Source organism: Marinobacter nanhaiticus D15-8W (assembly GCF_036511935.1).
GTDB classification, from domain to species: domain Bacteria; phylum Pseudomonadota; class Gammaproteobacteria; order Pseudomonadales; family Oleiphilaceae; genus Marinobacter_A; species Marinobacter_A nanhaiticus.
The window spans coordinates 4,865,422-4,891,895 of sequence record NZ_AP028878.1 but is presented as its reverse complement, the minus strand read 5'-3'; the positions used below and the strand labels follow the sequence as shown (position 1 = coordinate 4,891,895).

Annotated in this window: 24 protein-coding genes; 13 read left to right on the top strand and 11 right to left on the bottom strand. The window is 60.8% G+C overall.

The genetic code is table 11. The annotated features are described in order from the left end of the window. Window positions 1-115 precede the first annotated feature (115 nt). Window positions 116-1,135: a DUF3530 family protein gene (locus RE428_RS22020; RefSeq protein ID WP_004580005.1), complete on the top strand. Its 1,020-nt coding sequence runs from the start codon at window positions 116-118 to the stop codon at window positions 1,133-1,135. Window positions 1,136-1,165: 30 nt separating this feature from the next. On the opposite strand, the gene RE428_RS22015 is transcribed toward RE428_RS22020, so the two are convergent. From RE428_RS22015 to RE428_RS22005, 3 genes are read right to left on the bottom strand one after another with little or no spacing between them, the layout of a single operon-like run. After that, on the bottom strand, window positions 1,166-1,927 hold the full coding sequence (locus tag RE428_RS22015) for a co-chaperone DjlA (RefSeq protein WP_004580006.1): 762 nt from the start codon (window positions 1,925-1,927) through the stop codon (window positions 1,166-1,168). Beyond that, entirely contained in the window at window positions 1,924-2,676 is a 753-nt protein-coding gene (gene murU / locus RE428_RS22010) for an N-acetylmuramate alpha-1-phosphate uridylyltransferase MurU (protein WP_004580007.1), read from the bottom strand. Before murU ends, RE428_RS22015 begins: the two co-directional genes overlap by 4 nt. 2 nt (window positions 2,677-2,678) lie before the next feature. Further along, a complete protein-coding gene (locus RE428_RS22005) occupies window positions 2,679-3,677 on the bottom strand; it encodes an aminoglycoside phosphotransferase family protein (protein WP_004580008.1) in 999 nt (332 codons plus the stop codon). Window positions 3,678-4,097: 420 nt separating this feature from the next. Here RE428_RS22005 and RE428_RS22000 point away from each other — a divergent pair, with 420 nt between their 5' ends. From RE428_RS22000 to RE428_RS21955, 10 genes are all read left to right on the top strand, one after another. Next, a complete protein-coding gene (locus tag RE428_RS22000) occupies window positions 4,098-6,386 on the top strand; it encodes an LPS-assembly protein LptD (RefSeq protein ID WP_040883057.1) in 2,289 nt (762 codons plus the stop codon). A gap of 33 nt (window positions 6,387-6,419) precedes the next feature. Further along, window positions 6,420-7,787, top strand: coding sequence for a peptidylprolyl isomerase (locus tag RE428_RS21995; protein ID WP_004580010.1), 1,368 nt, complete (start codon window positions 6,420-6,422; stop codon window positions 7,785-7,787). Next, the gene (pdxA, locus tag RE428_RS21990; protein WP_004580011.1) at window positions 7,784-8,785 is read left to right on the top strand and encodes a 4-hydroxythreonine-4-phosphate dehydrogenase PdxA; all 1,002 of its coding nucleotides are present in this window, start codon (window positions 7,784-7,786) and stop codon (window positions 8,783-8,785) included. Before RE428_RS21995 ends, pdxA begins: the two co-directional genes overlap by 4 nt. Further along, window positions 8,778-9,650: a 16S rRNA (adenine(1518)-N(6)/adenine(1519)-N(6))-dimethyltransferase RsmA gene (rsmA, locus tag RE428_RS21985; protein ID WP_004580012.1), complete on the top strand. Its 873-nt coding sequence runs from the start codon at window positions 8,778-8,780 to the stop codon at window positions 9,648-9,650. The genes pdxA and rsmA overlap by 8 nt, the downstream gene beginning before the upstream one ends. After that, on the top strand, window positions 9,647-10,450 hold the full coding sequence (locus RE428_RS21980) for a symmetrical bis(5'-nucleosyl)-tetraphosphatase (protein WP_004580013.1): 804 nt from the start codon (window positions 9,647-9,649) through the stop codon (window positions 10,448-10,450). The genes rsmA and RE428_RS21980 overlap by 4 nt, the downstream gene beginning before the upstream one ends. Before the next feature lie 55 nt (window positions 10,451-10,505). Beyond that, entirely contained in the window at window positions 10,506-10,841 is a 336-nt protein-coding gene (locus RE428_RS21975; protein ID WP_081614639.1) for a DUF423 domain-containing protein, read from the top strand. 1 nt (window position 10,842) lies between these two features. Then, the gene (gene thiS / locus RE428_RS21970; protein WP_004580015.1) at window positions 10,843-11,043 is read left to right on the top strand and encodes a sulfur carrier protein ThiS; all 201 of its coding nucleotides are present in this window, start codon (window positions 10,843-10,845) and stop codon (window positions 11,041-11,043) included. A gap of 439 nt (window positions 11,044-11,482) precedes the next feature. Beyond that, entirely contained in the window at window positions 11,483-12,277 is a 795-nt protein-coding gene (locus tag RE428_RS21965; RefSeq protein WP_004580016.1) for a thiazole synthase, read from the top strand. Between the two features lie 407 nt (window positions 12,278-12,684). After that, window positions 12,685-13,281: a nucleoid occlusion factor SlmA gene (slmA, locus tag RE428_RS21960; RefSeq protein WP_004580017.1), complete on the top strand. Its 597-nt coding sequence runs from the start codon at window positions 12,685-12,687 to the stop codon at window positions 13,279-13,281. A 313-nt stretch (window positions 13,282-13,594) separates the two neighbouring features. Further along, a complete protein-coding gene (locus RE428_RS21955) occupies window positions 13,595-14,425 on the top strand; it encodes a substrate-binding periplasmic protein (protein ID WP_004580018.1) in 831 nt (276 codons plus the stop codon). Here RE428_RS21955 and RE428_RS21950 read toward each other — a convergent pair. From RE428_RS21950 to RE428_RS21930, 5 genes are all read right to left on the bottom strand, one after another. Next, the gene (locus RE428_RS21950) at window positions 14,408-15,265 is read right to left on the bottom strand and encodes an inositol monophosphatase family protein (RefSeq protein ID WP_004580019.1); all 858 of its coding nucleotides are present in this window, start codon (window positions 15,263-15,265) and stop codon (window positions 14,408-14,410) included. The genes RE428_RS21955 and RE428_RS21950 overlap by 18 nt on opposite strands. 68 nt (window positions 15,266-15,333) lie before the next feature. Next, window positions 15,334-16,629, bottom strand: a complete 1,296-nt coding sequence (locus RE428_RS21945) for a pyridoxal phosphate-dependent aminotransferase (RefSeq protein ID WP_004580020.1) — start codon at window positions 16,627-16,629, stop codon at window positions 15,334-15,336. Window positions 16,630-16,777: 148 nt separating this feature from the next. Next, window positions 16,778-18,442, bottom strand: a complete 1,665-nt coding sequence (locus RE428_RS21940) for an acetolactate synthase large subunit (protein WP_004580021.1) — start codon at window positions 18,440-18,442, stop codon at window positions 16,778-16,780. Between the two features lie 331 nt (window positions 18,443-18,773). Then, window positions 18,774-19,103 (bottom strand): DUF3301 domain-containing protein, encoded by a 330-nt coding sequence (locus RE428_RS21935; RefSeq protein WP_004580022.1) that lies wholly within the window; start codon window positions 19,101-19,103, stop codon window positions 18,774-18,776. 3 nt (window positions 19,104-19,106) lie between these two features. Beyond that, entirely contained in the window at window positions 19,107-19,979 is an 873-nt protein-coding gene (locus RE428_RS21930; protein ID WP_004580023.1) for a prephenate dehydratase, read from the bottom strand. A 142-nt stretch (window positions 19,980-20,121) separates the two neighbouring features. Between RE428_RS21930 and RE428_RS21925 the strand changes: the two genes are divergently transcribed. Then, window positions 20,122-20,655, top strand: coding sequence for a DnaJ domain-containing protein (locus RE428_RS21925; RefSeq protein ID WP_004580024.1), 534 nt, complete (start codon window positions 20,122-20,124; stop codon window positions 20,653-20,655). A gap of 9 nt (window positions 20,656-20,664) precedes the next feature. Here the strand turns inward: RE428_RS21925 and RE428_RS21920 are convergent, their stop codons facing one another. Next, the gene (locus RE428_RS21920; RefSeq protein WP_004580025.1) at window positions 20,665-21,462 is read right to left on the bottom strand and encodes a secretin N-terminal domain-containing protein; all 798 of its coding nucleotides are present in this window, start codon (window positions 21,460-21,462) and stop codon (window positions 20,665-20,667) included. 516 nt (window positions 21,463-21,978) lie between these two features. On the opposite strand from RE428_RS21920, the gene RE428_RS21915 reads away from it, so the two are divergent. Next, window positions 21,979-23,067 (top strand): 3-deoxy-7-phosphoheptulonate synthase, encoded by a 1,089-nt coding sequence (locus RE428_RS21915; protein WP_004580026.1) that lies wholly within the window; start codon window positions 21,979-21,981, stop codon window positions 23,065-23,067. 379 nt (window positions 23,068-23,446) lie between these two features. Here the strand turns inward: RE428_RS21915 and RE428_RS21910 are convergent, their stop codons facing one another. Both RE428_RS21910 and RE428_RS21905 read right to left on the bottom strand, forming a co-directional pair. Then, window positions 23,447-25,384 (bottom strand): methyl-accepting chemotaxis protein, encoded by a 1,938-nt coding sequence (locus RE428_RS21910; protein ID WP_004580027.1) that lies wholly within the window; start codon window positions 25,382-25,384, stop codon window positions 23,447-23,449. A gap of 237 nt (window positions 25,385-25,621) precedes the next feature. Next, complete coding sequence (locus tag RE428_RS21905) at window positions 25,622-26,266, bottom strand: LysE family translocator (RefSeq protein WP_004580028.1); 645 nt, start codon at window positions 26,264-26,266, stop codon at window positions 25,622-25,624. Between the last annotated feature and the right edge of the window lie 208 nt (window positions 26,267-26,474).

The window sequence follows — 26,474 nt, the reverse complement described above, 5'->3', positions numbered from 1 at the left end:
GACGGGTTCTCTCTCATTAGGCTCGGTAGAGTCCGAAATCCTGCCGGCTGGGCAGGTTCGGGTTTCGATAATGGCCTGCTAGTCTAACAGTTTGGTCAACGATGTAAGAGGGTGGATGGTGCAGCGGATCAAGACGGCGGTGCGGGTTATCTGGATCATTTTGTCGATGGGAGCCGCCTCTGGCTTGGTCGCCCAGCCCAGTAACGTCTCGAACGCTTCAGGCGAAGCGTCCGACCAAAGCGCGCCGGATGGAGAAGCAGCCGCTGAATCGAAGGATCGCCCCTTTATCTCCACCGGGCTCAACAGTGAGGCGCTGGCAGCTCAGCGGCCTGAGCAGGCTGTTTGGCTGGACACAGGCAGCCATGGCCGCGCGCTCGGTCTGCTGGAGCGGGAGACGGTGGCGCCGGCCAAGGGTGCGGTGCTGATCCTGGCTGGTGAGGGGCAGAGCGCCGATGCCGAGCTGGCCGGTGCCTTGCGACAGCCGCTTGCGGCTGCAGGCTGGGCGACCATGTCCCTGGGGCTGGAATTGCCGCCTTATCCCATCGTTCGCGCGCGCAGTCTGCCGCCGGAATCCGACGCTCCCGAACCACCTGAGGAAGCGCCCGCCAGCGGTAACGACGACGATCCCGAAGAGCCCCCTGCCGACTCAGGGTCGATCATGATCGACGTAATGGATAAGGTCGATCTCGACCAGTTGCGGCAGGACTACCGTGAAAAGCTCGATACGCAGGTGGGTGAGGCGGTGTCCCATTTGCGCGGGCAAGGTTACCAGCGGGTGGCTTTGGTTGGGATCGGCCGGGGTGCGGCGCCGATGGCCCGGCTCGCCATGAACGGTATCGGCAAGGCTCAGGGCGAGCCCCAGGCGCTCATTTGGGTAGCACCTATTCTGGAGAGCGCGGCCCTGGAAACCCTGGGTGGAGCCGGAGCCGCCGACCTTCGTATCCTGGACCTGGAGTCCGGCCGCGTCTCCAATGCCCTGGCGGGCACGCGGCAATCGACATTGCGGCGTGCCGGGTTCCGTGGCTATGACCGGCAGCAGGTCGCCATGGCGCCGAGGCCTACGTCAATGGATGCCCGACAGGTCGCCAGCCGGATTTCCGCTTGGTTGCAGCGGCAGTTCTTCCCGGAGCCTTAGGGTTTCAGTTCGCTGCTGAGGTCAGGTGTCCTAGCTGGATCGCACTTTCTCCCGGCGCTTGATCAACTCCCAGGCCAACTGGTAGCGATGCAGGCGTTCCTTGGCCAGGGCATATTCCTTCTCGGAAAGACCGCTACCCAGTTTGTCCGGATGGCTTTCGGAGACCCGGCGCCGATAAGCCCGTTTCAGCTCGTCGAAGGGCGCACTTCGATCGACGCCGAGGAGCTTGCAGGCCTGCTCGTACGAGGTGGGTGCCGGTTTGAGCTCCGGCTGCGTGATCCAGACCTTCTGCGCATAGCTGTCGAGGATAATGTCCATCAGCTCCACGGGCAGACCGGTTCGGTCGATGGCATCTTCGCAGCGATAGCGCCGGTTCTTGCTGGGAGCGCCGTGAAGCTGCGCAGCGTGGCACAGGCAGAGCACGATCTGGATCGCGGGTCGAGGCACGGCGCGTTGGGTCATGCGCAGGCGCATTCCGCGACGACGTGAGATCGACTCGGCCTGCTTACCTTCGCGGAAGTGCTCGATGGCCAGACGGCGCTGGCGCTGAGACAGCCGCAGGGCCTTCATCAGGCTCTCAGCAAAGCGGATGTCGGTTTCGGTGACCCGACCTTCGGCCTTTGCAACGTAGCCGAGAAAGTAGAACAGGCTGCGCCTGCTCCACCCGGGTAGGCTCGTCCGCTCGAGCAGGGTAGCCGCCTGGTGGCCGCAGGCATTCAGTTCGCCCAGCAGCTCATAGAATACGCTCTCCAGGCGCGCCGGCATGGGAGTCGATGCGGCGGATGAGCTCATTGCTGTGCTCCTCTTCCTGAGACACCTTGCCCTGGGACGCCTGTTTCTGAGCTGCGTTCGGCCTGCGCCTGACCACTTGGCGACTGGCGCAGTTGCTGGTCCAACTGGGCCAGACGTTGCGGTGTGCCGATGTCTTCCCACTCCCCGCCATGATAGATCCCGGCGACGGTGTCCTTCGCCATGGCCTCGCGCAGGATCGGCGCCAGTTTGCGATGCCCCGGTTCCAGGTGTTCGAACAGGCTGCGGTGCAGCAGGCTGATACCGGTGAACGTTAGCCTGGGCTGGTCCTCGGCCCTTACCCGGTTGTGGCTGTCGAGGTGAAAGTCGCCTGCGGGGTGTTGTGCGGGATTGTCGGTCAGCACCAGTACGGCTTGGTCGTCGGTTGAAGGTTCCAGGCGAGCGAAATCGAAATCCGTCCAGATATCGCCGTTCACCACCAGGAACCAGTCACCCCCATCGACAAGCATGGGCAGGGCCTGGCGGATACCACCGGCGGTCTCCAGGGCTTCCGGTTCCGGAGAATAGCTAATGTTGACCCCATAGCGCCGACCATCGCCAAGGGCGCTTTGCAGTTTGTCGCCCAGCCAGGACGGATTGACCACCAGGTCGCGGAACCCGGCGCGTGCCAGTTTCTCGATCTGATGGACGATCAGCGGCTTGCCCCCGGCTTCGAGCAGGGGTTTGGGCGTTTCCAGGGTGAGCGGGCGCATACGCTCTCCCTTGCCGGCGGCGAGGATCATGGCCTTCACGTTCAGGATGCCTTCTTGTCCAGGGCCGGGATAATGCGGGCCTCGAGCCATTCGTTGAAATGCCGCAGGGCCGGCTGGCGTGCGCTGGCTTCGGCCAGGTAGCCAACGGTGCGCGGAATGTCCTCCAGATAGCGGCTCTTGCCGTCACGGATGGCCAGTCGGGCGAAGATGCCGGCCGCCTTGAGGTGGCGTTGCATGCCCATTAACTCGGTCCACTGGCGGAAGGTCTCCGCATCGGCTCGGTGGATGCCGGCATCCAGGGTCATCTGGCGGAAATTCTCGATCCAGCCGCTGATACGGGCTTCCGGCCAGCGGATATAGCAATCCTTGACCAGCGAAACCAGGTCGTAGGTCACCGGTCCGCGTACAGCATCCTGGAAGTCGATGATGCCGAGGTCGTCGTTCACCACCAGCAGGTTACGGGAATGGTAATCCCGGTGAACGGGCACCTCCGGCTGGGCCAGGGCGGCTTCCTTGAGCAGGGCGAAGGTGGTGTCCAGCAGGCAGTGCTCCTGGTCGCTGAGTGTCAGCCCCAACTGTTGCTCGACCAGCCAGTCACGGAACAGGGCCATCTCGCGGTCGAGAAGGGCGGCGTCGTAAGACGGTAGGGGATAGTCGTTGGGCTCGCTCGTCTGCTGGATGCCAGACAGGGCGTTCAACGCTTTGCCGTAGTAGCTGTCGACGTTGTCGTCGTTGAGTTCGCCCAGTAAAAGGGTATCGCCGAAATCATCCAGCAGAAGGAACCCCTGTTCCAGCTCCCGGGCATGAACGGCGGGCACGTTGACGCCTTCTTCACGCCAGTGTTCGGCAACGGCGATGAATGGACGTACGTCTTCCTTCTCCGGCGGCGCATCCATCACGATAAACGGCCGGCCATCGGGCCGGGTAACGCGGAAATAACGGCGGAAGCTGGCATCGCCTGAAACGGCGACCGGTTGAGCGCTTTCCAATCCCGGCTGCTGGGCGACCCAGGCCGTCAATGCTGCAAGTCTGCTATCCATGAAAGTTATCTGTATTGTGTCCTGGCTAGGCGGGCGGGGTGCTGGTCAGCTGATGTAAAGAAGATCCAGAGTCGGATGGCTTCCAGAATGTGTCGCCCCATTCACCGGAAAATATCAGAAGCCCGGTGTTGCGGCAAAAGGTCTACGGTGTAAAGCAGATGAGGGTGTTGTAACAAAACGTCCCCGACACCGTCGTAAGGCCTTGGTCGGGAAGGCGGCACTTCGATCAATAGCCGGGTTGCAAGCGCATTAACAAGGTCGGTCCGGGCGTGTAAACTACCGGCGGCCTCATCGTCAGAACGGGATTCCTCATTCGTGCCATTGCGATCTCCAATAAAAACCATCCGGACTGGAAGCAGTGGCCACTGGTGGGCCGGTGTGCTCGCCTCGACATTTTTCGCTCCGCTTACCAGCGCGCAAATGGCACCGACCGCTGCAGAAATAGATTGGCGCCCCCGGGACCAGCTGCCGGCTGAGCAGCAGGCTATGCTGCCCGCCTACTGTGACGGCGGCTACTTGCAACCGGATTTCAGCGACCGGCAATCGCCTCTCTTTGAAAGCGGCTCGGGTGGTAACACGCAGATGCCCATCGAGGCCAGCGGCCTCAATGCCCGCTATGAGGTGGACACCCAGCTAATCCTCGAAGGCGATGTTCGCCTGAGCCAGGGGACGTTCAGCGCGCAGGGCAGTCGCGCTCTCTACGACCAGGCCACAGGACAGATGTCCCTGAGCGGACCCATCGTCAGCCGTGGTCAGGGTTTCCTGTTGACCGGCGATTCGGCCGAGTACGATGCCAACACGGGCGAAATGGAAGTGAACACCGCAACCTTCCTGATCCACGCCGCCGAGATGCGTGGCCAGGCGGGTTACCTCTCCCGGCCCAGTGAGAACATCGTCAACATCGAAGACGGCCGTCTGACGACCTGCTCACCCGACAGCAACGCCTGGGCCATCGTTGCCGCCGATATCGAACTGGATCGGGCCGAAGGCTTCGGGACCGCGACCCACGTGCGGCTGGAGGTCCAGGATATCCCTGTCTTCTACTGGCCCTACGCCACCTTTCCGATCGACGATCGCCGCAAGACCGGCTTCCTCTACCCGTCGTTCGGTACATCGGATACCGGCAGTGGTCTTTTCATTTCCACGCCCTACTACCTGAATCTGGCGCCCAACTACGATGCCACTATCACGCCGCAATATATTCATGGGCGTGGGTTGTTCAACGAAGTCGAGGGGCGTCACCTCAGCGACTATGGCGAATCCGTATTGCAGCTGGGCTATATCAACGACGACCAGGCTTTTTCCGACGAATTTCCGGGCGAGGATGGTGAGCGCTGGGGGCTGGACTTTGCCAGTCGGGCGAACTTCGGCTACAACTGGACCGGCTATGCGGACTACTCGGTGGTGTCCGATGACGAGTACCTGAGCGACTTGAACCGCTCCCTGGACATCAACGAAGTCACACATCTACAGCGTCGGGGCGGGATCCGTTACGACAGCCGTCATCAATATTTCGAAGCCTATCTCAGTGGCTACCAGACGCTGAGCGATACGATTACCGATAGCCAGAAGCCCTATTCCCAACTGCCAGAGATCCTCTATGGCGCCGATTACGAATGGGGTGTGGTGGAAACGCTGGTGGAGTCCCAGTACACCTATTTCCATCGGGACAATACCGACCTCACTGGCCTGGAACGTGCCAACGGTCACCGTCTGCGGTTGGCTCCGGAGCTGGCACTCGATTTCCGTGCCATCTGGGGTTATTCCAGACCTTCGGTGACCATGGATTTTACCCAGTACCAGCTTGAGGACTACACGGTCCGCGAGGACGACACCTTCAGTCGTAGCATCCCCATCTATGAATGGGATAACGGTCTCTATTTCGACCGGCGTGATTCGATGTTCGGCATTCCCTACAACCAGACCCTCGAGCCGCGGCTCTACTACGTCTATTCGGAATTCGAGGACCAGAGCTATATCCCGGACTTCGATACCGCCCTGAAAGATTTCAGCTTCGACCAACTGTTCTCGCCCCAGCGCTTCAGTGGCGGTGACCGGATTTCCGACAACAACCGACTGACCGCAGCCGTCACCACCCGCTTCAACGATCTCAACACCGGTATCGAGCGGGCGCGCCTGAGTATCGGCCAGGTCTACTACTATGACGATCGCGAAGTGAGCCTGAACGGCCAGGGCGCCGACGACCGCAGCGACTCACCGCTGGCGGGCGAGGCCTCGTTCCGGCCGTTGGATACGATGGATATCCGCGTGTCCGGACTCTGGGACCCGCGTGACATGAAGACCGAGGAAGGGCGTAGCCAGTTGGTCTTCCATTCCGAGGACTACCGCTACCTGGCCACGCTCGGTCACACCTACGACCGGGATGATTTCGAGCAGATGGATATCGGCGCGGTTTTTCCTGTCTCAGACCACATCAGTCTGATCGGCCGCTGGCTTTACGACTCCCAGGCAGACCGGACCGCTGGCTCGCTGGCCGGTATCGAGTACACCGATTGCTGTTGGAGCCTGCAACTGGTCAGCCAGAACTACCTCACGGATGATCGCAAACTGGAGAATCGCATCCTGTTCCAGGTCCAGCTCAAGGGGCTGGGCGGCAGTGGCGGCTCCGGAGACCGTATTTCCGATGCGATCTACGGCTACGACGAACGTGAACAAAGACGATTCGGCCGGACCAATGTGCGTTACTGACGTCCGGCCCGCAATTCCTGAAATGAGGTATCTATGAAGGCATCCCTGCGCCTGTGCGCACGTGTCATGGCCCTGCTGATGTTTGCGGTGGCTGCCCAATACGCATTCGCAGAACGCAAGCCCCTGGACAGCGTGATCGCCATTGTCGACGACAGCGTGATCCTGGAGTCCGAGCTGGACAGCCGGGTACGTACCGTCAAGGCCCGACTCAATGCCCAGGGCACGCCGCTGCCGTCGGATCAGGTGCTGGAAGAACGTGTTCTGGACCAGTTGATCTCCGACGCCATCCAACTGCAGATGGCCGACAAGATGGGGATGCGGATCAGCGATAACGAGCTGAACGACACCATGCAGAACATTGCCAGTCGCAACGGCTATAACCTCGAGCAGTTCGAGCAGGCGCTGGCGAGCGAGGGCCTGTCCTACCGAGAGGCGCGGGAGCAGATTCGCCGGGAAATGCTGATCAGCCGGGTGCAGCAGCGCCGGGTCGACAACCGCGTGCGCATCACCGACCGGGAAGTACAGAACTTCCTCCAGGCCCAGGCCGGGCGTGAAGCCTCGAACGTGGAATACCAGTTGGGCCACATCCTGGTGTCCGTCGATGATTTCAACGACACCGACGAGGTCGAAGCGGCCCGCACCAAAGCGGAGAACCTGCGCCAGCGAATTCTCGATGGTTCCGATTTCCAGCAGGTGGCGGTCGCCGAGTCCGATGGTGCCAATGCCCTGGAAGGTGGTGTGCTCGGCTGGCGAACCGAGAACCAGTTGCCTTCACTGGTGGTCGACGTGGCCCCGGAACTGGAGGTTGGGGCACCGTCCGAAGTCCTCCGTAGCGGCAGCGGTTTCCACATTATTTCGGTACTGGACAAGCGTGGCGGCGACACCGGCAAGGTGATACAGCAGTCCAAGGTGCGCCATATCCTGATCCGGCCGACGGACGCCCGTCCGGATGCCGAGGCAGAAGCGCTGATCAACGACCTGGCCGATCGTCTCGAGAGCGGTGCCGATTTTGCACAACTGGCGCGGGAATATTCGGACGACAAGGTCTCCGGTTCCGACGGTGGCAACCTGGGCTGGGTCAGTCCCGGCGAGATGGTGCCGGCGTTCGAGCAGGCTATGCAGGAGGCGCAGGTGGGCGAAATCAAGGGCCCGTTCCGTTCCCGTTTCGGGTGGCACGTGCTGGAGGTGGAAGATCGCCGGCAGAAGGATATCGGCGACCAGTTAAAAGAGAACGAGGCGCGCCAGGTGCTCTACCGTCGCAAGTTCGAGGTTGAATTGCAGAACTGGCTGCGCGAAATTCGTGAAGAAGCCTATGTCGATATCAAGCTGGCCGGCATGGGTGATGAAGAAGATACTGAAAACGCCCAGGATGAAGACGAGGAGACCTCCGACGCATCATGACCCAACCGCTGACCCTGGCCCTGACCGTCGGTGAACCCGCTGGCATCGGACCCGATCTCTGTCTCCAACTGGCCGGACATGAGCGACCGGCGGGCATCGTTGTGGTGGCCGATATCGACCTGCTGGCCGAGCGCGCCCGACAACTGGGCCTGTCGGTCCGGCTGGTCGCCTGGTCGCCGGGCGATACGGCAGCGACGGCTGCAGGTGAACTGTCGGTACTCAAGGTCGACGGTATCAATAGCCGTATGGCGGGCCAACTGGATCCGGACAACAGCCGCTATGTGCTCGCCACGCTGGAAACCGCCGCTCGTGGCTGTCTCGACGGCACCTTTGACGGCATGGTCACGGCGCCGGTCCATAAGGGCGTGATCAACGAGGCCGGCATCGTCTTCAGTGGTCACACCGAATTCCTGCAGGCGCTTTGCGGTGTCGACCGGGTAGTGATGATGCTGGCGACCCAGGGTCTGCGCGTCGCGCTGGTCACCACCCACCTGCCGCTCAAGGACGTTTCCGCCGCGATTACCGAGACCCGGCTGATACAGGTTGCGCGCATCCTCAATAATGATTTGAAAGCCTTCTTTGGCATCGATGCGCCGCGCATCCTCGTGGCTGGTCTTAACCCGCACGCCGGAGAAGGGGGGCATCTCGGGATGGAGGAAATCGAGGTTATCGAGCCCGCGCTGGCGACGTTGCGCGACGAGGGTATGAACCTGACCGGCCCGCTGCCGGCAGATACGCTGTTTACGCCGCACCTGCTCGAAAAGGCTGATGCCGTGCTGGCGATGTACCACGACCAGGGCTTGCCGGTGCTCAAATACAAGGGTTTCGGCAACGCGGTGAACGTGACGCTCGGACTGCCGATCGTACGCACCTCAGTCGATCACGGCACGGCGCTGGACCTGGCGGGCAAGGGTACGGCGGATGCCGGCAGCCTGCACACGGCGATCGAAACCGCAATCCAGATGGCGCGCTGCCGCCGGGAAACGACTCATGGCTAAACCAGCCGGCCACCAGGCGCGCAAGCGCTTTGGCCAGAACTTCCTGCACGATCCGGGTGTGATCGAACGTATCGTTCGTGCGATCAATCCCAAGCCCGATGACGCGTTGGTGGAAATCGGCCCCGGGCTGGGTGCACTCACCGAAGAATTGCTGTCGGTAACGCCGTCGCTGCAGGTAATCGAGTTGGATCGCGACCTGATCCCGGTGTTGCGGACCAAGTTCTTCAACTATCCGGATTTTCGCATTCACGAAGCCGACGCCCTGCGCTTCGATTTTGCCGAACTGGCGGCCGAAAAGCCTCTGAGGATCGTCGGCAACCTGCCATACAACATCTCCACACCGCTGATCTTCCACCTGCTCGAGCAGGCTGGCGTGGTGCAGGACATGCATTTCATGCTGCAAAAGGAAGTGGTTCAGCGTTTGGCGGCTATGCCGGGTGACAACAACTACGGACGGCTCGGCATCATGGCGCAATACCATTGCCAGGTTCAGCCGTTGTTCGAGGTGGGGCCCGGGGCCTTCCGGCCGGCGCCCAAGGTGGATTCGGCGATTGTCCGTCTGGTGCCGCATAAGACGTTGCCGCACCCGGCAAGGGATCTCGGCATGCTGCAAGCAGTGGTGCGCACCGCCTTCAACGCCCGGCGCAAGACCTTGCGCAAGGCATTGGGTAGCCTGGTGAGTGTGTCGCAGTTGCGGGAACTGGGTATCGACGATGGCCTGCGCCCGGAAAACCTCACCCTGGAAGATTACGTCAGGATCGCCGACACTTTGGTTTCCCAAGATGGGAACGCTGTATCTTCAAACGGTACCGATGCGTCCCAAAGCGGGGCCGAACAGACTCAAGACAAGCACGGGGACCCATGACTGATTACGCCGTAGGCGACATCCAGGGTTGTTACGACCGCCTGCTGGATGTTCTGGAAAAAGTCGACTTTTCGCCCTCCCGCGACCGGCTATGGGTGGCGGGCGACCTGATCAACCGTGGTCCATCCTCACTGGCCACCTTGCGTTACATTGAAAGCCTGGGCGCCTCGGCCACTGTGGTACTGGGCAATCATGACCTGCATCTGCTGGCGGTAGTGCTGGGTGGTCACACGATCAAGCCCAAAGACACGCTGAACGACATCCTCGAAGCGGAAGATCGTCGCTACCTGATTGGCTGGCTGCGACAACAGCATCTTGCGGTCTACGACCCGACCCGTGACATCTTCATGAGTCATGCCGGCCTGCCGCATATCTGGAGTGTCGACGAAGCCATGTTGCACGGGAAGGATCTGGAAAACGTCCTGCAGGGCGATGACGCCGGCGCCTACTTTCAGCAGATGTACGGCAACGAACCGGCCGGCTGGGACCCGTCCCTCACGGGCATGGATCGTTGGCGGGTGATCACCAATTACTTCACCCGGATGCGCTTCATCGCCGAGGATGGCCGACTGGAGCTCGCCGCAAAAGAGTCCGCAGCCGGCGCCCCGGACGGCTTTGCACCCTGGTTCAGTTTCCCCCGGGACGATCAGGCCCGTGTGATCTTCGGCCACTGGGCGGCCCTGGAAGGTAAGACCGGTATTGACCGCTACATTGCGCTGGATACCGGCTGCGTCTGGGGTGGCGCCCTGACCCTGATGAACCTGGATACCGGAGAGCGCATTCACTGTGACTGCGCCTAGAACCCTCTTGCGCTGGGCCCTCGTGGCTGGCGCGTTGGCTGCACTTACCGGCGTCATGGCTGGCGCCTTCGGTGCCCATGGTCTGCGCCAGATCGTATCGCCCCGAGGGCTTGAAGTTTTCCAGACCGGCGTCACCTATCAGATATACCATGCGTTAGCGTTATTGGCTGTGGCGGTCCTCGCTGGCTTCGGGTTGGCCCGACGCTGGTTGATTGCCAGCGCCGTGCTCTTCGTCGTCGGCATCCTGTTGTTCAGCGGCAGCCTCTACGGACTGGTATTGATGGATCTCACGGTGCTTGGACCTGTCACACCCGTAGGCGGCCTGTGCTTTATGGCCGGTTGGGTTTGCCTGATTATTGCTGCATTCAAACGAATTCCGGAGAGTGGTTAGCGTGCACATCCAACTTAACGGCGAACGGCATGAGCTGCCCCCTGCAGCCACTGTCGCCACCCTGATCGAAGACCTTGGGCTTACCGGACGACGTCTTGCGGTCGAAGTCAACGAAGATATCGTGCCGCGCAGTCTGCACAGCGAGCACCAGCTAAATGACGGTGACCGCGTTGAGGTCGTCCACGCTATTGGGGGTGGTTGACCACCCTAGTTCCAAATCTTCACGGGTTATTGGAACGACGGCGCGTAAGATGCCTAGGCCCGGGCACCTTCGGCGCCTCAGAAGCTAAAGCATCTGCTACATGCCCGAGTTACCCGAAGAATATAGCCGACGCTTTAGAGGGTGTTGCAAAAGCTTGCGGTATTAAGCCTCTCTCCCCTGGCGGGAGAGAGGTTTGGAGAGAGGGGGACGAGGCGAAAGCCTCGCAGGAATCCGCATCTGACAAGGTTGAGCGCCTGACGGCGCTTCCCCCTCTCCCAGACCCTCTCCCGCGAGGGGAGAGGGAGTTTATGTGTGCAAACCGGCATTTTTGCAACACCCTCTTTAGCTTCGGAGCAGCCCGCAGGGCTGCCTATTTTGTATTCCATGCCATCGAATGATTGACCGGGCGGCCACTGTTGCCCGTTACAAGGATTGCGCCATGACTGAACCGAAACAGGACAAGCCGTTAATTATTGCCGGACGAACCTACCAGTCACGTTTATTGGTGGGCACGGGCAAGTACCGCGACCTGCAGCAAACCGGCGAGGCGATCGACGCCAGCGGCGCCGAGATCGTCACAGTAGCCGTGCGTCGGACCAATATCGGCCAGAATCCGGACGAGCCGAACCTGCTGGACGTCGTCTCGCCGGATCGCTACACCATCCTGCCTAACACCGCAGGCTGTTTTAACGCCAAGGATGCGGTACGCACCTGCAAATTAGCGCGGGAGCTGCTGGATGGCCACAACCTGGTCAAGCTGGAAGTGCTGGGGGAGGAGAAAACGCTCTACCCCAATATGCCCGAAACCCTGGATGCGGCGGAAACCCTCATCAACGACGGTTTCCAGGTGATGGTCTACACCAGTGACGATCCGCTGATGGCCAAACGCCTCGAGGAGATGGGCTGTATTGCGGTGATGCCCCTGGGCGCACCGATCGGGTCCGGCCTGGGTATCCAGAACCGCTACAATATCCGCATGATCGTCGAGAATGCCGAAGTGCCGATCCTGGTAGACGCCGGTGTGGGCACTGCCTCCGACGCCACCATCGCGATGGAGCTGGGCTGCGACGGGGTGTTGATGAATACCGCGATCGCCCAGGCCGGCGATCCGATCCGTATGGCGCGGGCCATGCGCCTGGCCATCGAATCCGGCCGCGAAGCCTGGCTGGCAGGCCGGATGCCGCGCAAGGCCTATGCCAGCGCTTCTTCGCCCATCGACGGGACGTTTTTCTAGCCTGCCAAGGGGCTCTCGTCGCCGGGCGGCCCCTTGTCCTGACCTCACAGAAATGCTGCCGGTGACCAGTTGAAGCCTATTGTCACCGGCCCATCCTGCCTTACTACCTGATTTATCCATTCGCTGACACTTGTGGGGCTCTGCAACACCCTTGCAAGTGTCTGAAACGAAATGGAACACACTTTTTCCCCAATATAGGGGAGACTATCCTCCCAGATAGGCTCGCTACCGCCGTGTAGTGAGTCCCCAAAGCCACGGTATAAGTGGACATAGAAGAACAGGCGGGCGTGATGGACGTGGTCACCATGGCAACGCGGTGGCCAAAGTAACGCGACCACCAAAGAACAGGGACAGCGCTGGTCCCCGAAGAGAAGAATCAAAAATCTTTCGGAGCTGGAATTACCGGAATGACAGACAAAACGCCGAGCCGCCGCGAGCGGATTCTGCATGCCCTGGCCGAAATGCTTGAGCAGGCACCTGATGCACGCATAACCACCGCGGCCCTGGCGCGCTCGGTGGGAGTGACCGAAGCCGCCCTCTATCGCCATTTCCCCAGCAAGAAGAAGATGTTCGAGGGGCTGATCGACTTCGTCGAGGAGGCGGTATTCAGCCGTTGCCAGCTTATCCTGCAGGATGAAGAGGACGCCCAGGCCCGGCTGCGCAAGCAGGCGCAACTCGTGCTGGTCTTTGCCCAGCGCAACCCCGGTCTTTGCCGGGTGCTTACCGGCGATGCCCTGGTAGGTGAAGACAAGGCTCTGCGCCAGCGCGTTTCCCACGTGTTTGAGCGTCTGGAAACCCAGGCCCGCCAGGTGATCAAGGAAGGCGAGATCCGCCAGGGATTGCGTCCCCGAACCAGCTCCTCGCGCACCGCAGAATGGTACATGAGCCTGATCGAAGGCCGTATCCAGCGTTTCACCCGATCGTCATTCCAGCATGCGCCGGACGCCCATTTCGACGAATTCTGGTCATCGCTTGCGCTTGGTATCTGGCGTACAGCAGAATAGCGCCCACAAAAAGAGATTCCATGAAACCGGAACCCGCGCCAGGACAGGGTGGGAATTTGCGTCTAGGCTTGTCTTAGGGGTTATCTGGTCAACCAATCGACCAGGCACCCAAAAGTACGCGTTTCGGCTTCAGGGACTCTGAATAAATGGGCAGACCGTTCTGTGCGGCGGAATTGTCCTTCAGGCGTGACCCAGTAGTCCGGGAAGTAGTCACCGTGTCCCTGTGCCCGAAAGCAGGACCGGTGCCGGTGAGATCGCGTGGTAGCGTAAATCAGGGAGTGATTCAGAGACTCCACTGCTCGGCGATATCAGGATGTCCTGCTACAAAACGGTTTGCTCCAGTCTGCTGGTGGCCCTGGCCAGTCTGTGCTTATCAACCCACGCCCTTGCGGAGCCCCCGACCGCAAGCACCTCGATCGTGCGAATTGCCACCGGTGATTGGCAGCCCTACGTCGATTCCTCCAAACCCGATTTCGGCCCCCTGGGGCATGTCATAAAGACGGTATTCGAGCGCGCCGGCTATAGCGTCGAGTTCAACGTCTATCCCTGGACCCGCAATGCGCAGTTCGTGGCTACCGGCGACCAGGACGCCATGATGCCGTACTACTGTTCAGAGGCCCGCTCCCTGCGATATCTCTGTAGTACGCCCATCGTCGATGGGGAGCAGGTGTTCTTCCATCGCCGGGGCCTGGACTTTTCCTGGGATGATATGACCGATCTCAAGCCCTTCACCATCGGCGCGACACTGGGCTATTTTTACGGCCAGTCGTTCGAGATGGCCGAGCAGTCCGGCAGGATCAGCGTCAAGCGTATTGCTGAGGATCGGGGCAATCTGAAACTGCTGATGCACGGCCGTATCGATCTCTACCCCCAGGACCGTGCGGTTGGCTACGGTATGGTGCGAGCGGTACTGCCTCGCAACCAGTGGCGTGAGATTACCCATCACCCGCGACCGCTGCACAGCAAGGCGCTTCATCTGCTGTTCAGCCGTGCCACCGGCCGGGGTGAAGAGTTGCTGCAGGTGTTCGATCGCGAACTGACCTCCATGCGGGAAAGCGGCGAGCTTGAGGAGTTGCTCCGTCCGATCTACGCCGACCAGCGCGCGGTGCGCGGCGAAGGTGGCGCCTCAGGCGCGATGGAGTAACTCGCGCAGTCGGTCGAACAGGGCCGGCGCACAGATCAGGATATCCTGACCCCAAAGGTCTTCCGGGTAGCCTTCCGGTACTGGGTTGAAATGCCCGCAACGGGCGCCGGCTTCCAGGGCAATCACCCGGGCCGCCGCAAAATCCCAGGGGCTGACACTCTCGTAGTACGCGTCCAGCCGGCCAGCGGCGACCCAGCAGATATCCAGCGCGGCCGAGCCGATCCTGCGTAAGTCGCGGCAAGTGTGGATCATCGCGTTGAGACGCCGCATCAGCGGTTCCAGCTTGTCCTTGGTATAGGGGAACCCGGTGGCGAACAGCGACTGGCGCAGGTCTTCCGCGCCGCTGTTCATAATGGGCTGGCCATTCAGCGTGGCCCCCTTACCGAGTATCCCTCGAAAGGTTTCCCCCGAAAATGGCGCATGCACGACACCCACCTGCACCCGGCCCTGGTCGGCGTACGCGATGGATACCGCCACTTGCGGATGGCCGTAGGCGTAATTCACCGTGCCGTCGATAGGGTCGATAATCCACAGCGGCGTATCCAGGTCCTCCGCCTGGCTGCGGTCCGGCGCCGCTTCCTCCGACAGTAGCCGATGCTCCGGGAACCTCTCGCGGATGGCCTTGGCGATATAGTCATCTGCCATGATGTCCGCATGGGTGACCAGTTCGGTCTGGTCCTTGTAATCCGTGCGCAGGGTATTTTCGTTGCGCTCGCGTACGATCAGTTCGCCGGCCTCTCGGGCCAGTTTCTCGGCAAAATCGGCAATTTCAGCGGCGGTGGCTCGGGGCACAGGCAATCCTTTGGAGGTTATGGTGGAGGGGGGTCGAATGAACAGCATGCCGGTTTGTCCGGCAATCCTCAACGCGGAAAGGCGGGCCCCGCAAGCGCGTGGGCCCGTCGGCTGGGCTAGAGGCTTTTCAGCCAATTCTCCAGTTTATCCATCGCGAGTTTCAGGCGGGGAGCGGCCTGGTCTATAAAGGCGTCGTCCAGCGGGCGATCGGCGAAGTCGCTGGCGGCCAGGGCAATGGCTTCGCCGCCATCGAAGTCGACGAAGGCCAGGCGGGCGCTGAGCTTGTCTGGGACGAAGCCGAAGTCACTTGCCGGCAGGATGGCGATGCCGGTGTCTTCCAGCAGCGCCCTGCACAGGGCCGGGCTGGTCTTGATGTCGCGTTTGGCGAGCGCTTCCTGGTAATCGCAGAAATCCGGGAACAGGTAGAAACCGCCCTGGGGGCGCTGGCTCCAGATGCTCATCGCTTCCAGTCGACGATGCAGGTATTCGCCCAGCACCTTGAGGACGCGGCGTGACTGGTGCAGATACTCATCGATATCTTCGCCCCCTTCGAAGGCCGTCACCGCAGCATGCTGGATCGGCGCACTGGTCGCCGTGAAGGTCTCGCTGGCGATGATGGCCATGGCGTCCTGCAGTGGGCGCAGCTCTTGCGGGAAGATGAAGCAGCCCAGCCGCCAGCCCCCGGCGCCGGCCCACTTGCTCAGGCCGGTGCTGATGATCGTTCCTTCCGGGTAGTAGCGGGCAATGGACTTATGCTGGCCCTCGAAGTGCACTTCACCGTAGATCTCGTCGGACAGCAGGATCAGGTTGTACTTGCGGGCCACGTTGGCGATGGCCAGCAGTTGATCGTCCGTATAGGTGCAGCCGGTTGGATTGGACGGGTAGTTCAGGATCAGGATGCGCGGACGGGTAGGGTCGTCGCGGCAAATGATGTCCAGTTCTTCGGCGGTAAGCTGCCAGTTGTTCTCCGCATGGGTCGGTAGCCAGTGTACCGAGCGTCCGATGATGCGAGCCTGGGGCGCGTAGGACACCCAGCTTGGGCGCGGGATCAGCAAGTCGCCGTAGTAGGCCAGTTGCAGGATGAACAACAGCTCCTTCGAGCCGGGACCGATCAGTACGTCTTCCCAGGTCGTGCGGGTACGCTGGGTACGATTCATATACGCGGAAATGGACTCGCGCAGCACCTTGAGCCCTTTGACCGGCAGGTAATCCTTCTGGTGGGCATGCTGCCGAAGGGCTTCGGTGACCCGCTCCGGAACCGGGAAGGGGGACTGGCCCAGGCCCAGCTTGATGATGTCTTGGCCTTCCTGGCGTAGCTGGTTGCTCAGTTCGTTGATACGGAGGGTGGCGGATGGCTGGATGCCGCGTACGTTCAGGTTAATCGCATAACGGTGGTCGGTTTGTATGTCCATGGCTCCGGTCTTTGTTGGATGGTTCCTGACGCCGCCCCGGCGAAATCGCGAGGCTGCGTCAGTCAGTATAGGAAATCGACCCTCGTGATTAAGCGGGCCACGGGTAGGTGATTGCCGAAGGCGTTGCCTGCCAGCCGGTGGCTCGCCTTTATATACTGCAGGTTATATCCCGCAGCTCCCTGTTGAAGACACGCTCGTTCTCACTGTAATCCACGGGCACGTGGACCAGGTGCACGCCGCCAGCATCCAGGGCGCTGGCCAGGGTCGGCGCAAGGTTCGCAGCAGAGGTCACGTCGTGCCCGGTCGCCCCATAGGACTCCGCATAACGCACGAAATCCGGGTTGCCATAGTCCAGGCCGAAGCTCTCGAAACCATCCAGGTTCTGTTTCCACTTGATCATCCCGTAGCCATTGTCGTTGATGATCACGACCACCAGATTCAACTTGAGGCGCACGGCCGTCTCCAGCTCCTGGCTATTCATCATGAAGCCGCCATCGCCACAGATCGCCATGATCTTCTGGTCCGGATAGAGCATGGCTGCGGCCATGGCGCTTGGTAGACCTGCGCCCATGGAGGCCAGGGCGTTGTCCAGGAGGACGGTGTTGTTGTCGTAGGCCTTGTAGTTGCGGGCGAACCAGATCTTGTACATGCCGTTATCCAGGGCGATGATCCCGTTCTCCGGCATGACCGAGCGCACATCCCCGACGATACGCTGTGGAATAATGGGAAAACGATCATCATCGACCCGCTCGGTGAGGTGCTTCTCGACCGCTTTCTTGACCCGCGAGAATTCGTCGAAGTCATGAACTTCGCAAGTTCCGCAGTGATCGGCCAGCCACTCCACGCTATTGGCGATGTCGCCCACCACTTCCAGTTGCGGGAAATACACCGGGTCGACGTCCGCCGGGCTGAAATTCACGTGAATGACCTGTTTGCCGCCAGGCTTCATGAAGAACGGGGGTTTTTCCACCACGTCGTGCCCAACGTTGACCACCAGGTCCGCGTGGTCGATGGCACAGTGCACAAAGTCGCCATCGGAGAGCGCTGCGCTGCCCAGGTAACGGGGATGGCGTTCATCCACCACGCCCTTGCCCATCTGCGTGGTAAAGAAGGGGATGCCGGTGGACTCGACGAAACGGATCAGTGCCTTGGAGATGCGCTTACGGTTCGCCCCTGCGCCGATCATGATCAGCGGATGCTTGGCCTCACGAATCAGTTGGCAGGCCTGCTCGAGGCTTTTGGTGCTGGCAGAGGGGCGACGGGCGTCGCTCGGTTTGAAGATGTGGGTATCCGCGTCCGCCATCTCGATGGCGATGTCCTCCGGTAGTTCCAGATGTACGGCACCCGGTCTTTCCTCGCTGGCTAGCCGCATCGCTTCGCGCAGTTTTGCCGGAATGGTATTGGCGTTGTTGATTTGCCGGGTGTACTTGGTCAGCGGGCGCATGAGATCGACGGTATCGATGATCTGGAACAGACCCTGCTTCGACGACTTGATCGGCTTCTGGCCCGAGATCATCAGCATCGGCATGGCCCCGAGCTGGGCATAGGCTGCTGCCGTCATCAGGTTGGTCGCTCCGGGGCCGAGCGTCGAGAGGCAAACGCCCACCTTACCGGTCAGCCGGCCGTAGGTGGCCGCCATAAAGCCGGAGGCTTGCTCGTGGCGATTGATGATCAGCGTGATACTCGATTTGCGGATGGACTCGAGTAGGTCCAGGTTTTCCTCGCCGGGTACGGCGAAAATGTATTCGACCCCTTCCTGTTCCAAAGCCTTGATGAACAGATCCGAACCCTTGATCGGTGCTTTGTCGCTCATGCGTGCTCCCTGTGTCGTCGTGTCACGTCGGGCAGGCGGGTGGCGGTGATCCGGGCCTGTCGTCGTCCGTTGCAGGCGGCGGGCCAGAATACCGGCGGTGATCGGCGTTCCCTAACTATGCTGCATCCTCAGCCTGTGGAGCAAGGGAGCCCGACGTTCTCTCTGGATCTACGCTGCGATGGGCCGAACGGACGCTTGAGACATCTGAAACACACGGCGTGTGCTGATCACATTTTGCGCGCCAGGTAATACGTAGCCCGATGATCGACGTGCCGCGACCTGACTGCTCTTAGAACGGGAGGCAGGAAGCGGAAATTCGTGTGGACAGGCACTAGTGCAGATTTGAGGGCGGCATCCGGTGCGCATCCAACTGGATATGCTCGATACGTTTGCCCAGCAGAATGGCCCGGCCGGTATAGCGCTCCTCACCGGTCGCGGTGAATTCAAACAGGAACCGGCGCCATACGCGCACGCGGCCCTCGGAATCACGCTTGAACCAGAGCCCCCGCAGATAGATGGCGTCGTCGAGCAGCAGCACGTCCATGGTCTTGCAGTATTGCTTGGCGGCCTGCAGCACCAGGTCCTTGATCTCCTTGGCGCGCCACCAGTACCAGGCGCCGAAGATAACCAGGAATAGCAGGAAGAGTTGGCCCAGCGTCACGATTCAGTCCCTGAACTGGCGGCTGGCACGGAACGGATGGGCCTCGTAGGTGCCCAAAATGCGCAGGTCCTCGGCGAAGAACTGAAGTTCCTCCAAGGCCAGTTGGAGGGGGCGCTGGTCCACATGGCCTTCGATATCCACATGGAACTGGCTGGCACTCAGGCTGCTCCCCAAAATGTAACTTTCTAGCTTTACCATGTTGACCCCGTTGGTGGCGAAGCCGCCCAGGGCCTTGTAGAGCGCGGCGGGAATGTTGCGCACGCGGAATACGATGGAGGTGATATAAGCCTGGTCAGCACGGAACTCCGGCAGGATCTCGGTGCCAGACAGGATGATGAAACGGGTGGTGTTACCCTTCACATCCTGGAACTGGTCGTCGAGGATCTCCAGCCCGTAGAGTTCGGCCGCCAGTCGCGAGGCGATGGCGCCGCGGGTTGGATCGGTGCCTTCACTCACCGCCAGGGCCGCGCCAGCGGTATCCAGCATGGCTTCCGCGTTAAGTCCCAGGGATTCGATGTGTCGGGCGCATTGAGCCAGGGCCTGGGGATGCGAGGCCACGGTCTTCAGGTCGTCGATGCGCGTGCCGGGCCGAGCCATCAGGCAATGGTCCACGGGTTCGAAATGTTCACCGACAAGGTGCAATTTGAGTTCCGGGATCAGCCGGTAGATTTCCTCGACCCGGCCCGCCGTGGAGTTCTCCAGGGGAATCATCGCCCGCGCCGCCATGCCGTTTTCCACCGCCCGCATGGCATCGATAAAGCTGGTGCAGGGTTGAACGGCGTGGTCGGGAAAGACCTTCTGGCAAGCCAGGTGGGAGTAGGCGCCTCGATGCCCCTGGAAGGCAATCGCAGCGTCGGCGGGAAGACTGTGACTCATATGAACGATCCTGGTCCGGGAAAGCCCGGCAAGCATAGCAAAGCCGAACGCACGCTGCAGACGTATTGCAGCGTCTACTCGTGGCATCATACTGCATTGATGTTATTACTGAACTGAAGTTGTTGCTGGAGATGATCGATCCATGCACTGGATCCTAGGAATTGGCCTCACCATTGCGCTGTTCTACGCCTTGCGTGCCTGGTCGCAGTTGCCCGAACCCAAGAAGAAGGCCTATCTGTTCCGTGGTCTGGCGGGTGGATTCCTGCTAATGATCCTGTTGCTCGTGCTGACCGGACGCATCCACATCCTCGTGGCCGCAGGCGCGGCCTTGTTACCGCTACTGCGGAAGCTACCGGCGCTGTTGCGCTACCTACCCCTGATCAACCGGCTTTACCGGGACTACAAAGGCCAGGGCCCGGGGCAACAGCGTCAGCAGGACGGGAGCGGTGCACAGGATGGTAACCGGCAGCACACCGGTTCCGGTGTGAGCCGGATGAGCCCGGAAGAGGCGCGCAACATCCTGGGTGTCAGTGCCCAGGCCAGCCGTGACGAGATCGTTGCCGCCCATCGCAGGCTCATGCAGAAGGTACATCCGGATCGTGGCGGCAACGACTTCCTGGCGGCCCAGATCAACGAGGCCAAAACCACGTTGTTGGGCAATCGTCGCCAGGGATAGCCAGGTCCCCTACATCACCTCGACCTTCACGTCGAAGCTCTGTGAGCGCTGACGGTTGCTGCCGATCTCGTAGGTGATGCCGGACTGGCTGCTGGCGTTCCGGGTCTCGGTAGCGCCCAGCGTGACCCATTCGCCCGGTTGCACGCGGCGAAGCGTCATCACAGCCTCCGTCTCGTAACCCGCGGGCATATTGTCCTGGGGTACGTTATCGAAAGCCATGATCTGTAATTCCACCTGTTGGTCGGAGATGACCTGCGGCGTGATCACGAAGCCGCCGCTGATATCCACCTGCTCCACGATCGCTGCCGGGTTCAGTCCGCCCTGGATGGCAATGGGCAGGGCCCGTACCTGACCGGACTTGATATGCGCGGACTGGCCGTCCTGCACCACCAGTGTCTGCAACTGGTTGCGTCGGGTGGTTGTTACCTTGCTTTCGCCCTGGATACTGACGGTGCCATTGTTGATCGATACGCCGCCGCCCTGGCGATTGACGGACCCGTTGCCGCCGCTGCGCACCGTGATCTGCAATTGTGCCGGGGCCACATCCATGGTGCCGATCAGTTCCTCGACCTCGGTCAGTATCCGGGGTTCGGCGCGCACTGTCAGGCGCTGGCCCTGGGTTGTAATCCTGAGTTCATCGTTCGGATAGAGCTGCTGTAGCTGGGCGGCAACATCCTGGGCCGGCCGCTGGCTCAGGGCAAAGGTGCGAACCTCGCTGGCGGCGAGCGCCACCTGGGCCATCAGGAGAAAAGCCAGGGTGAGCAAACCATGTGAGATCGCTCCGCTTTTGAGCCCTTTTCTGAACATCCATTCGTCTCCGGTGGTTGCAATGCAGTCTGACTGCGCTATGATCTGAGCATGAATATTTCACACGACGCCTGTCAATTTAACTCTGTAGCTGCTTCCAGCGTGCTGGTTCGCGGCGTTGCGTCTGTGTTTTCTTGGTGGTTTGCCTATGGCTTTTATTTTAGCCAGAGGTCGGGCCACGCGTAGACACCTTCACCAGATTCAGAAGGCGGCCCGGCGGAAACCCAGGCTGCCACCGGACTTGAAAAGCCCCGATCGGCAGCCAGCCATCGGGGCTTTTCGTTTTCTGAGATAAAAAAATCGGTACTGAAAAGAGTGAAAGGACACAACCATGAGTAGCGAAGCTCAACGGGACCAACAAAAGCTTCCATCCAGCCTCCGGCTCTCCGGCCTGAACGGTTGGCGATTTATCAGCGGCTGGCGTTATTGAGCGTCAGCCCCTGCGGTCACTTCGATTTCCTGTTTTCGAATTTTTGACTATCGCCATCACGTTTTCACATTTCCGGAGTACTCATGATGAACATGAACCTGACATCAGCAACAGATATCAACACCGACGAACGATCGACCGTCGTCTCGGAAAGCGCAGCCAGCACCGTCGTCAAACTGCCCACCCCGACGCAACTGCGCCAGGAACTTCCAATCAGCGCCGACCTTGCCCGCCAGATTGCCCAACACCGTGAAACCGTACGCCGCGTCCTGAACGGCACCGATCCGCGTATGCTGCTGGTGATCGGCCCCTGTTCCGTGCATGACGAGGTGGCGGCGCTGGAATACGGTGAACGCCTGGCCCGGCTGGCAGACGAGATCAGCGACCAGTGTGTTGTGGTCATGCGTGCCTACGTGGAAAAGCCGCGTACCACGGTGGGCTGGAAAGGACTGCTCTATGATCCGGAGCGCACCGGCGAAGGTGATCTGGCCCAGGGACTGGTCCGTTCCCGCCGGCTGATGTTGAACCTGGCGAAGCTGGGCCTGCCGATCGCCACCGAAGCGCTTAACCCGGTCGCCTTCAGCTACCTGGATGACTTGGTGAGCTGGACCGCCATCGGCGCCCGCACCACCGAATCACAGGTCCACCGGGAAATGGCCAGCGGCCTGGACATGCCGGTCGGCTTCAAGAACAGCACTGACGGCAGCGTCGGCATGGCCATCAACGCCATGAAATCCGCTGCCCACGGTCACCATCGTCTGGGTACCGATGCCGAAGGCTCGCCCGCGATGATCTGTACGCCAGGCAATGCGGACGTGCACCTGGTCCTTCGCGGCGGCCGTGGTATCACCAATTACGATCCCAAGAGTATTGCCGAGGCCACCAACGCTCTACGCTACGCGGGCATGAACGCTGCGGTCATGGTGGATTGCAGCCACGACAATGCCTGCAAACAGGCTGAGCGCCAATTGGATATTGCTCACCATGTGATGGCCCAGCGATGTGCGGGCAACGCGGATATCCGCGCGATCATGCTGGAGAGCTTCCTGGAAGAAGGGCGCCAGAACGATGGCGATGAGCTGGTCTACGGCCAGTCGATCACCGATCCGTGCCTGGGGTGGAAACAGACGGCGGTGTTGTTGCGCTCACTGGCGGCGACGGGGCGGAATCCTTAGTCATTACGGCGGATACGAGATGTGGTGTGTTGTTCCCGATGTGATGTAGCAGACGCTTCAGCTTCTGAGGCGCCAAAGGCGCCCGGTGCGTCCCGGAAAGGGGCAGGCCTCTGCGGCCTGCTCGGAAGCTAAAGAGGGTCTTGCAAAAGTAGCCGTATCTCGAAATTACGGCATAAACTCCCTCTCCCCTCGCGGGAGAGGGCCGGGGAGAGGGGGTAGCGCCGTCAGGTGCTCATCGTTGCCAAAGCCGACTTCTAGCGAGGCTTTGCCTCGTCCCCCTCTCTCCAAACCTCTCTCCCGCGAGGGGAGAGAGGCTTAAAGCCGCAAGTTTTTGCAACACCCTCTAAAGCGTCCGCTACATTTTGGGTGCAGCTCCGGCCTAAACCCTAAACCGCCCCACCGTCTCCGCCAATCGCTGCATCGCACTATCCAACGACCGAGCCACATCCGACGCCTGACCGACTGCCGCGCTGGCATGCTCGGCGGCCTCGCTGATATTCACCGCATTGCGGTTCACTTCGTCGGACACGGAGCTCTGCTCTTCGGCCATCGACGCGACTTCCGTGCTCATATCGAATAGCTGACCGGTAGCGGTATCGATGTTGCCCATGAGCGCATCGGATTCGGCAAAGCGCTGCTGGCCTTCCTGAGCCAGGGTCGAGGCGCTCTGGATGGCCGTGACCGCGCTCTTACTGCCTTTTTGCAGCGCCTCGATGTTATTACGGATTACTTCGGTGGATTCCTGGGTCCGGCTGGCCAGGCTGCGGACTTCGTCGGCGACAACCGCGAACCCGCGGCCACTCTCGCCGGCGCGGGCTGCCTCGATCGCGGCATTGAGCGCCAGCAGGTTGGTCTGTTCGGCGATGCCGGCGATCACGTCCAGCACGGTGCCGATCTCCTGACTCTTGCTATCCAGGTTATGGATGACTTCAGACGTGTCGGCCACTTTCTCCAGCAGGGCATTGAGCTGGGCGTTCACCTGCTGGGTGATCTCGCGGTTACGGCTCATGTCACCCTTGATGGTATCCACGTGACTATTCGAAAGCTGGATGCTTTCCGCCACCTGCTGGATCGAGGCGCCCATTTCCTGCATCGCGGAAGTCAGTTGTTCCAGCTCCGCGCGCTGACTGGAAGAGGAGCTGTCCGCATTGGACGCCGCCGTGTTCAGCTCCGTGACCCGGGAGCGGGTTTCGGCCACCGCACCATTCACTTCACGGATGGTGTCCTGCGTACGCCCGATAAAGCGGTTCAGGGCACGGGCCATATCCGTCATCTCATCCTTGCCCTGTTCCGGTACCCGGCGCGTGAGGTCACCTTCGCCATCGGCGACATTGGCGGCGGCCTCTTTGAGCAGGTTGAGGCGTCGAATCACCCGGGCGCCGATGAGCAGACCAATCACCAGGATCAGCACCAGCGCGCTGACGATAAGCACCGCCAATATGGTATTGATCAGGACCAGGGACTCTTCATGAGTCGTGTTGCGCAGGCGTTCGGTAGCCTGGGCAAACTCGGCGCTGACCGTTTCTAGGGCCGCTTCCAGCGGTTGGCTCATTTCCGACGAGGCCGAGCGGATCGCTTCTTCCGTCGCGCCGGTCGCGGATTGGGTCAATGCGGCAAAGCGGTCGGTCAGGGCCTGGGTTTCCTCGTTGATAGCGGCGTTGCTCACGCCCATCACCAGCTTGCCGATCTCCACATCCTGGGAAGTGACTGGCGCGGTGATCACCCGAGTCCCTTCGTCGTTCGGCGCGGCATCCAGGACGCTGCGCACCGAACTGCGGATCGGGCTGGCGTCGATAAGCCGCTGCACGTCGGGATCGGTGCGGTCCACATAACGGGTCAGCGGGTTGCCCTCGCGGTCAAGGTAGATGGCGAAGATCACGTTAGGATTTTCGTGGACCATCTCAACGAATCGGGTCAAGGTGGGAATGTCGTTATCCCAGATAGAGGGCGCGGCAATCTGGGCGAGGATCTGTGCCACGGTTTCGCTGGACTGCACCAGGGTGTCCTCGAAACGCTCCACCACTCGAGTCTGCTCTGATTTCAGTGCATCGGTCAGGGTTTGCCCCAATTCGGTCTGGACGTTTGACGCCATATCCGCCACCACGGTATCGATACTGGCGCGATTGTCGTCCAGGCGGTTGCTCACCACACGCTGGGTCTGGGACAGCTCATCGGTGATGGCTCCATCCAGGCTGCTGACACTCCATTGGGTGATGCCGGCAACCAGCGCTACCTGGGCAACAGCGGCCATGACAAGGGCGATAAAGATGGGCCGCGCGAGGCGGCTGTGAAGCGCATTCCTGAAGAATCCGAGCATCGATCGACAGCCTCTACTACTGACTTGATCAGAACCGCCGGCCTTAGGAGGGATTCCGGCCGGTCGAATGATTGCGAATGGCCATTGCGCGTATAGAGAGCACAATAATGCCGTATTGCGCCACTCCGTTGGCATCGACGTTCCCGGCGATCAGTACTAGATTTTAGCGTAGCTCATCGAGCCAAACAGGGCGTCGCCAGGAACCGGCAAGCAAACTCCGGTTTTGCTCCGGTACCTCTAATCAGCAGTTTCCGTGCCAGCAGCAGAGAGCATCAGGCGTCCGGCGAGAGCAATCAGTACGCCGCCCATCAGTCGGTCCAGCCAGTGGCCGAAACGGGCAAACGCTCGCCGCACCTGCGGCAGGGTGAAGAAGAGCGCCACCATCGCGAACCATCCGCCGGTGGCAACGGCCATGTAGACACCATAGAACACCTGCACGTCCACCGGCGTACCGGGGCTGATAACGACGGAGAAGAGTGACACGAAGAAGAGCGTCGCCTTGGGGTTGAGGGTGTTGGTCAAAAAGCCGAGCCTGAAGGCCTTGCCGGGCGTTTGCGCGGGGCCGTTGCTGGCGGCCACCTGAATGCCGCCCGGTTTGGCGCGCAGGCACTGGATTGCGATCCAGGTCAGGTAGAGGGCGCCCACCACTTTGAGAACGTTGAACAGCATGACCGATTGCTGGATCAACAGGCCGATACCGAGCAGCGAGTAGGTGACATGTACCAGAATGCCCAGCCCCACCCCAACGGAAGTCAGCATCGCATTGCGCCGGCTCTGGGTGATGGCTTGGCGCAGCACCACGGCAAAGTCCGGCCCTGGGCTGGCTACGGCGAGGAAATGGACAAGGGCAACGGTCAGGAATTCGGGCCAGTACTGGAGCATGAGGGGAGCCTTGGGCGGGGTTGAAAAGAGCCAGCATCGGGAAAAGGCGATATCGAGTCAAGCTACAGTTTTTGCCCTGGTTTGGTGCAAGTAATTTACTGTGCATCTTTTATGGCTTCATGGATTGGGAGTAGTTGCCGCGCGCAGGAGGTTGCATCGTTAAGTAGGTCGGCGAGGCTTGCGTCCCATCAAGTGCAAGGACGAAAAG

Bases quoted from the DNA above. Each gene is read 5' to 3' on its own strand.
- RE428_RS22020 (WP_004580005.1), top strand. From the start codon at position 116: ATGGTGCAGCGGATCAAGACGGCGGTGCGGGTTATCTGGATCATTTTG.
- RE428_RS22015 (WP_004580006.1), bottom strand. From the start codon at position 1,927: ATGAGCTCATCCGCCGCATCGACTCCCATGCCGGCGCGCCTGGAGAGC.
- RE428_RS22005 (WP_004580008.1), bottom strand. From the start codon at position 3,677: ATGGATAGCAGACTTGCAGCATTGACGGCCTGGGTCGCCCAGCAGCCG.
- RE428_RS22000 (WP_040883057.1), top strand. From the start codon at position 4,098: ATGGCACCGACCGCTGCAGAAATAGATTGGCGCCCCCGGGACCAGCTG.
- RE428_RS21995 (WP_004580010.1), top strand. From the start codon at position 6,420: ATGAAGGCATCCCTGCGCCTGTGCGCACGTGTCATGGCCCTGCTGATG.
- pdxA (WP_004580011.1), top strand. From the start codon at position 7,784: ATGACCCAACCGCTGACCCTGGCCCTGACCGTCGGTGAACCCGCTGGC.
- rsmA (WP_004580012.1), top strand. From the start codon at position 8,778: ATGGCTAAACCAGCCGGCCACCAGGCGCGCAAGCGCTTTGGCCAGAAC.
- RE428_RS21980 (WP_004580013.1), top strand. From the start codon at position 9,647: ATGACTGATTACGCCGTAGGCGACATCCAGGGTTGTTACGACCGCCTG.
- RE428_RS21975 (WP_081614639.1), top strand. From the start codon at position 10,506: ATGGCTGGCGCCTTCGGTGCCCATGGTCTGCGCCAGATCGTATCGCCC.
- RE428_RS21965 (WP_004580016.1), top strand. From the start codon at position 11,483: ATGACTGAACCGAAACAGGACAAGCCGTTAATTATTGCCGGACGAACC.
- slmA (WP_004580017.1), top strand. From the start codon at position 12,685: ATGACAGACAAAACGCCGAGCCGCCGCGAGCGGATTCTGCATGCCCTG.
- RE428_RS21955 (WP_004580018.1), top strand. From the start codon at position 13,595: ATGTCCTGCTACAAAACGGTTTGCTCCAGTCTGCTGGTGGCCCTGGCC.
- RE428_RS21950 (WP_004580019.1), bottom strand. From the start codon at position 15,265: ATGCTGTTCATTCGACCCCCCTCCACCATAACCTCCAAAGGATTGCCT.
- RE428_RS21945 (WP_004580020.1), bottom strand. From the start codon at position 16,629: ATGGACATACAAACCGACCACCGTTATGCGATTAACCTGAACGTACGC.
- RE428_RS21940 (WP_004580021.1), bottom strand. From the start codon at position 18,442: ATGAGCGACAAAGCACCGATCAAGGGTTCGGATCTGTTCATCAAGGCT.
- RE428_RS21930 (WP_004580023.1), bottom strand. From the start codon at position 19,979: ATGAGTCACAGTCTTCCCGCCGACGCTGCGATTGCCTTCCAGGGGCAT.
- RE428_RS21925 (WP_004580024.1), top strand. From the start codon at position 20,122: ATGCACTGGATCCTAGGAATTGGCCTCACCATTGCGCTGTTCTACGCC.
- RE428_RS21920 (WP_004580025.1), bottom strand. From the start codon at position 21,462: ATGTTCAGAAAAGGGCTCAAAAGCGGAGCGATCTCACATGGTTTGCTC.
- RE428_RS21915 (WP_004580026.1), top strand. From the start codon at position 21,979: ATGAACATGAACCTGACATCAGCAACAGATATCAACACCGACGAACGA.
- RE428_RS21910 (WP_004580027.1), bottom strand. From the start codon at position 25,384: ATGCTCGGATTCTTCAGGAATGCGCTTCACAGCCGCCTCGCGCGGCCC.
- RE428_RS21905 (WP_004580028.1), bottom strand. From the start codon at position 26,266: ATGCTCCAGTACTGGCCCGAATTCCTGACCGTTGCCCTTGTCCATTTC.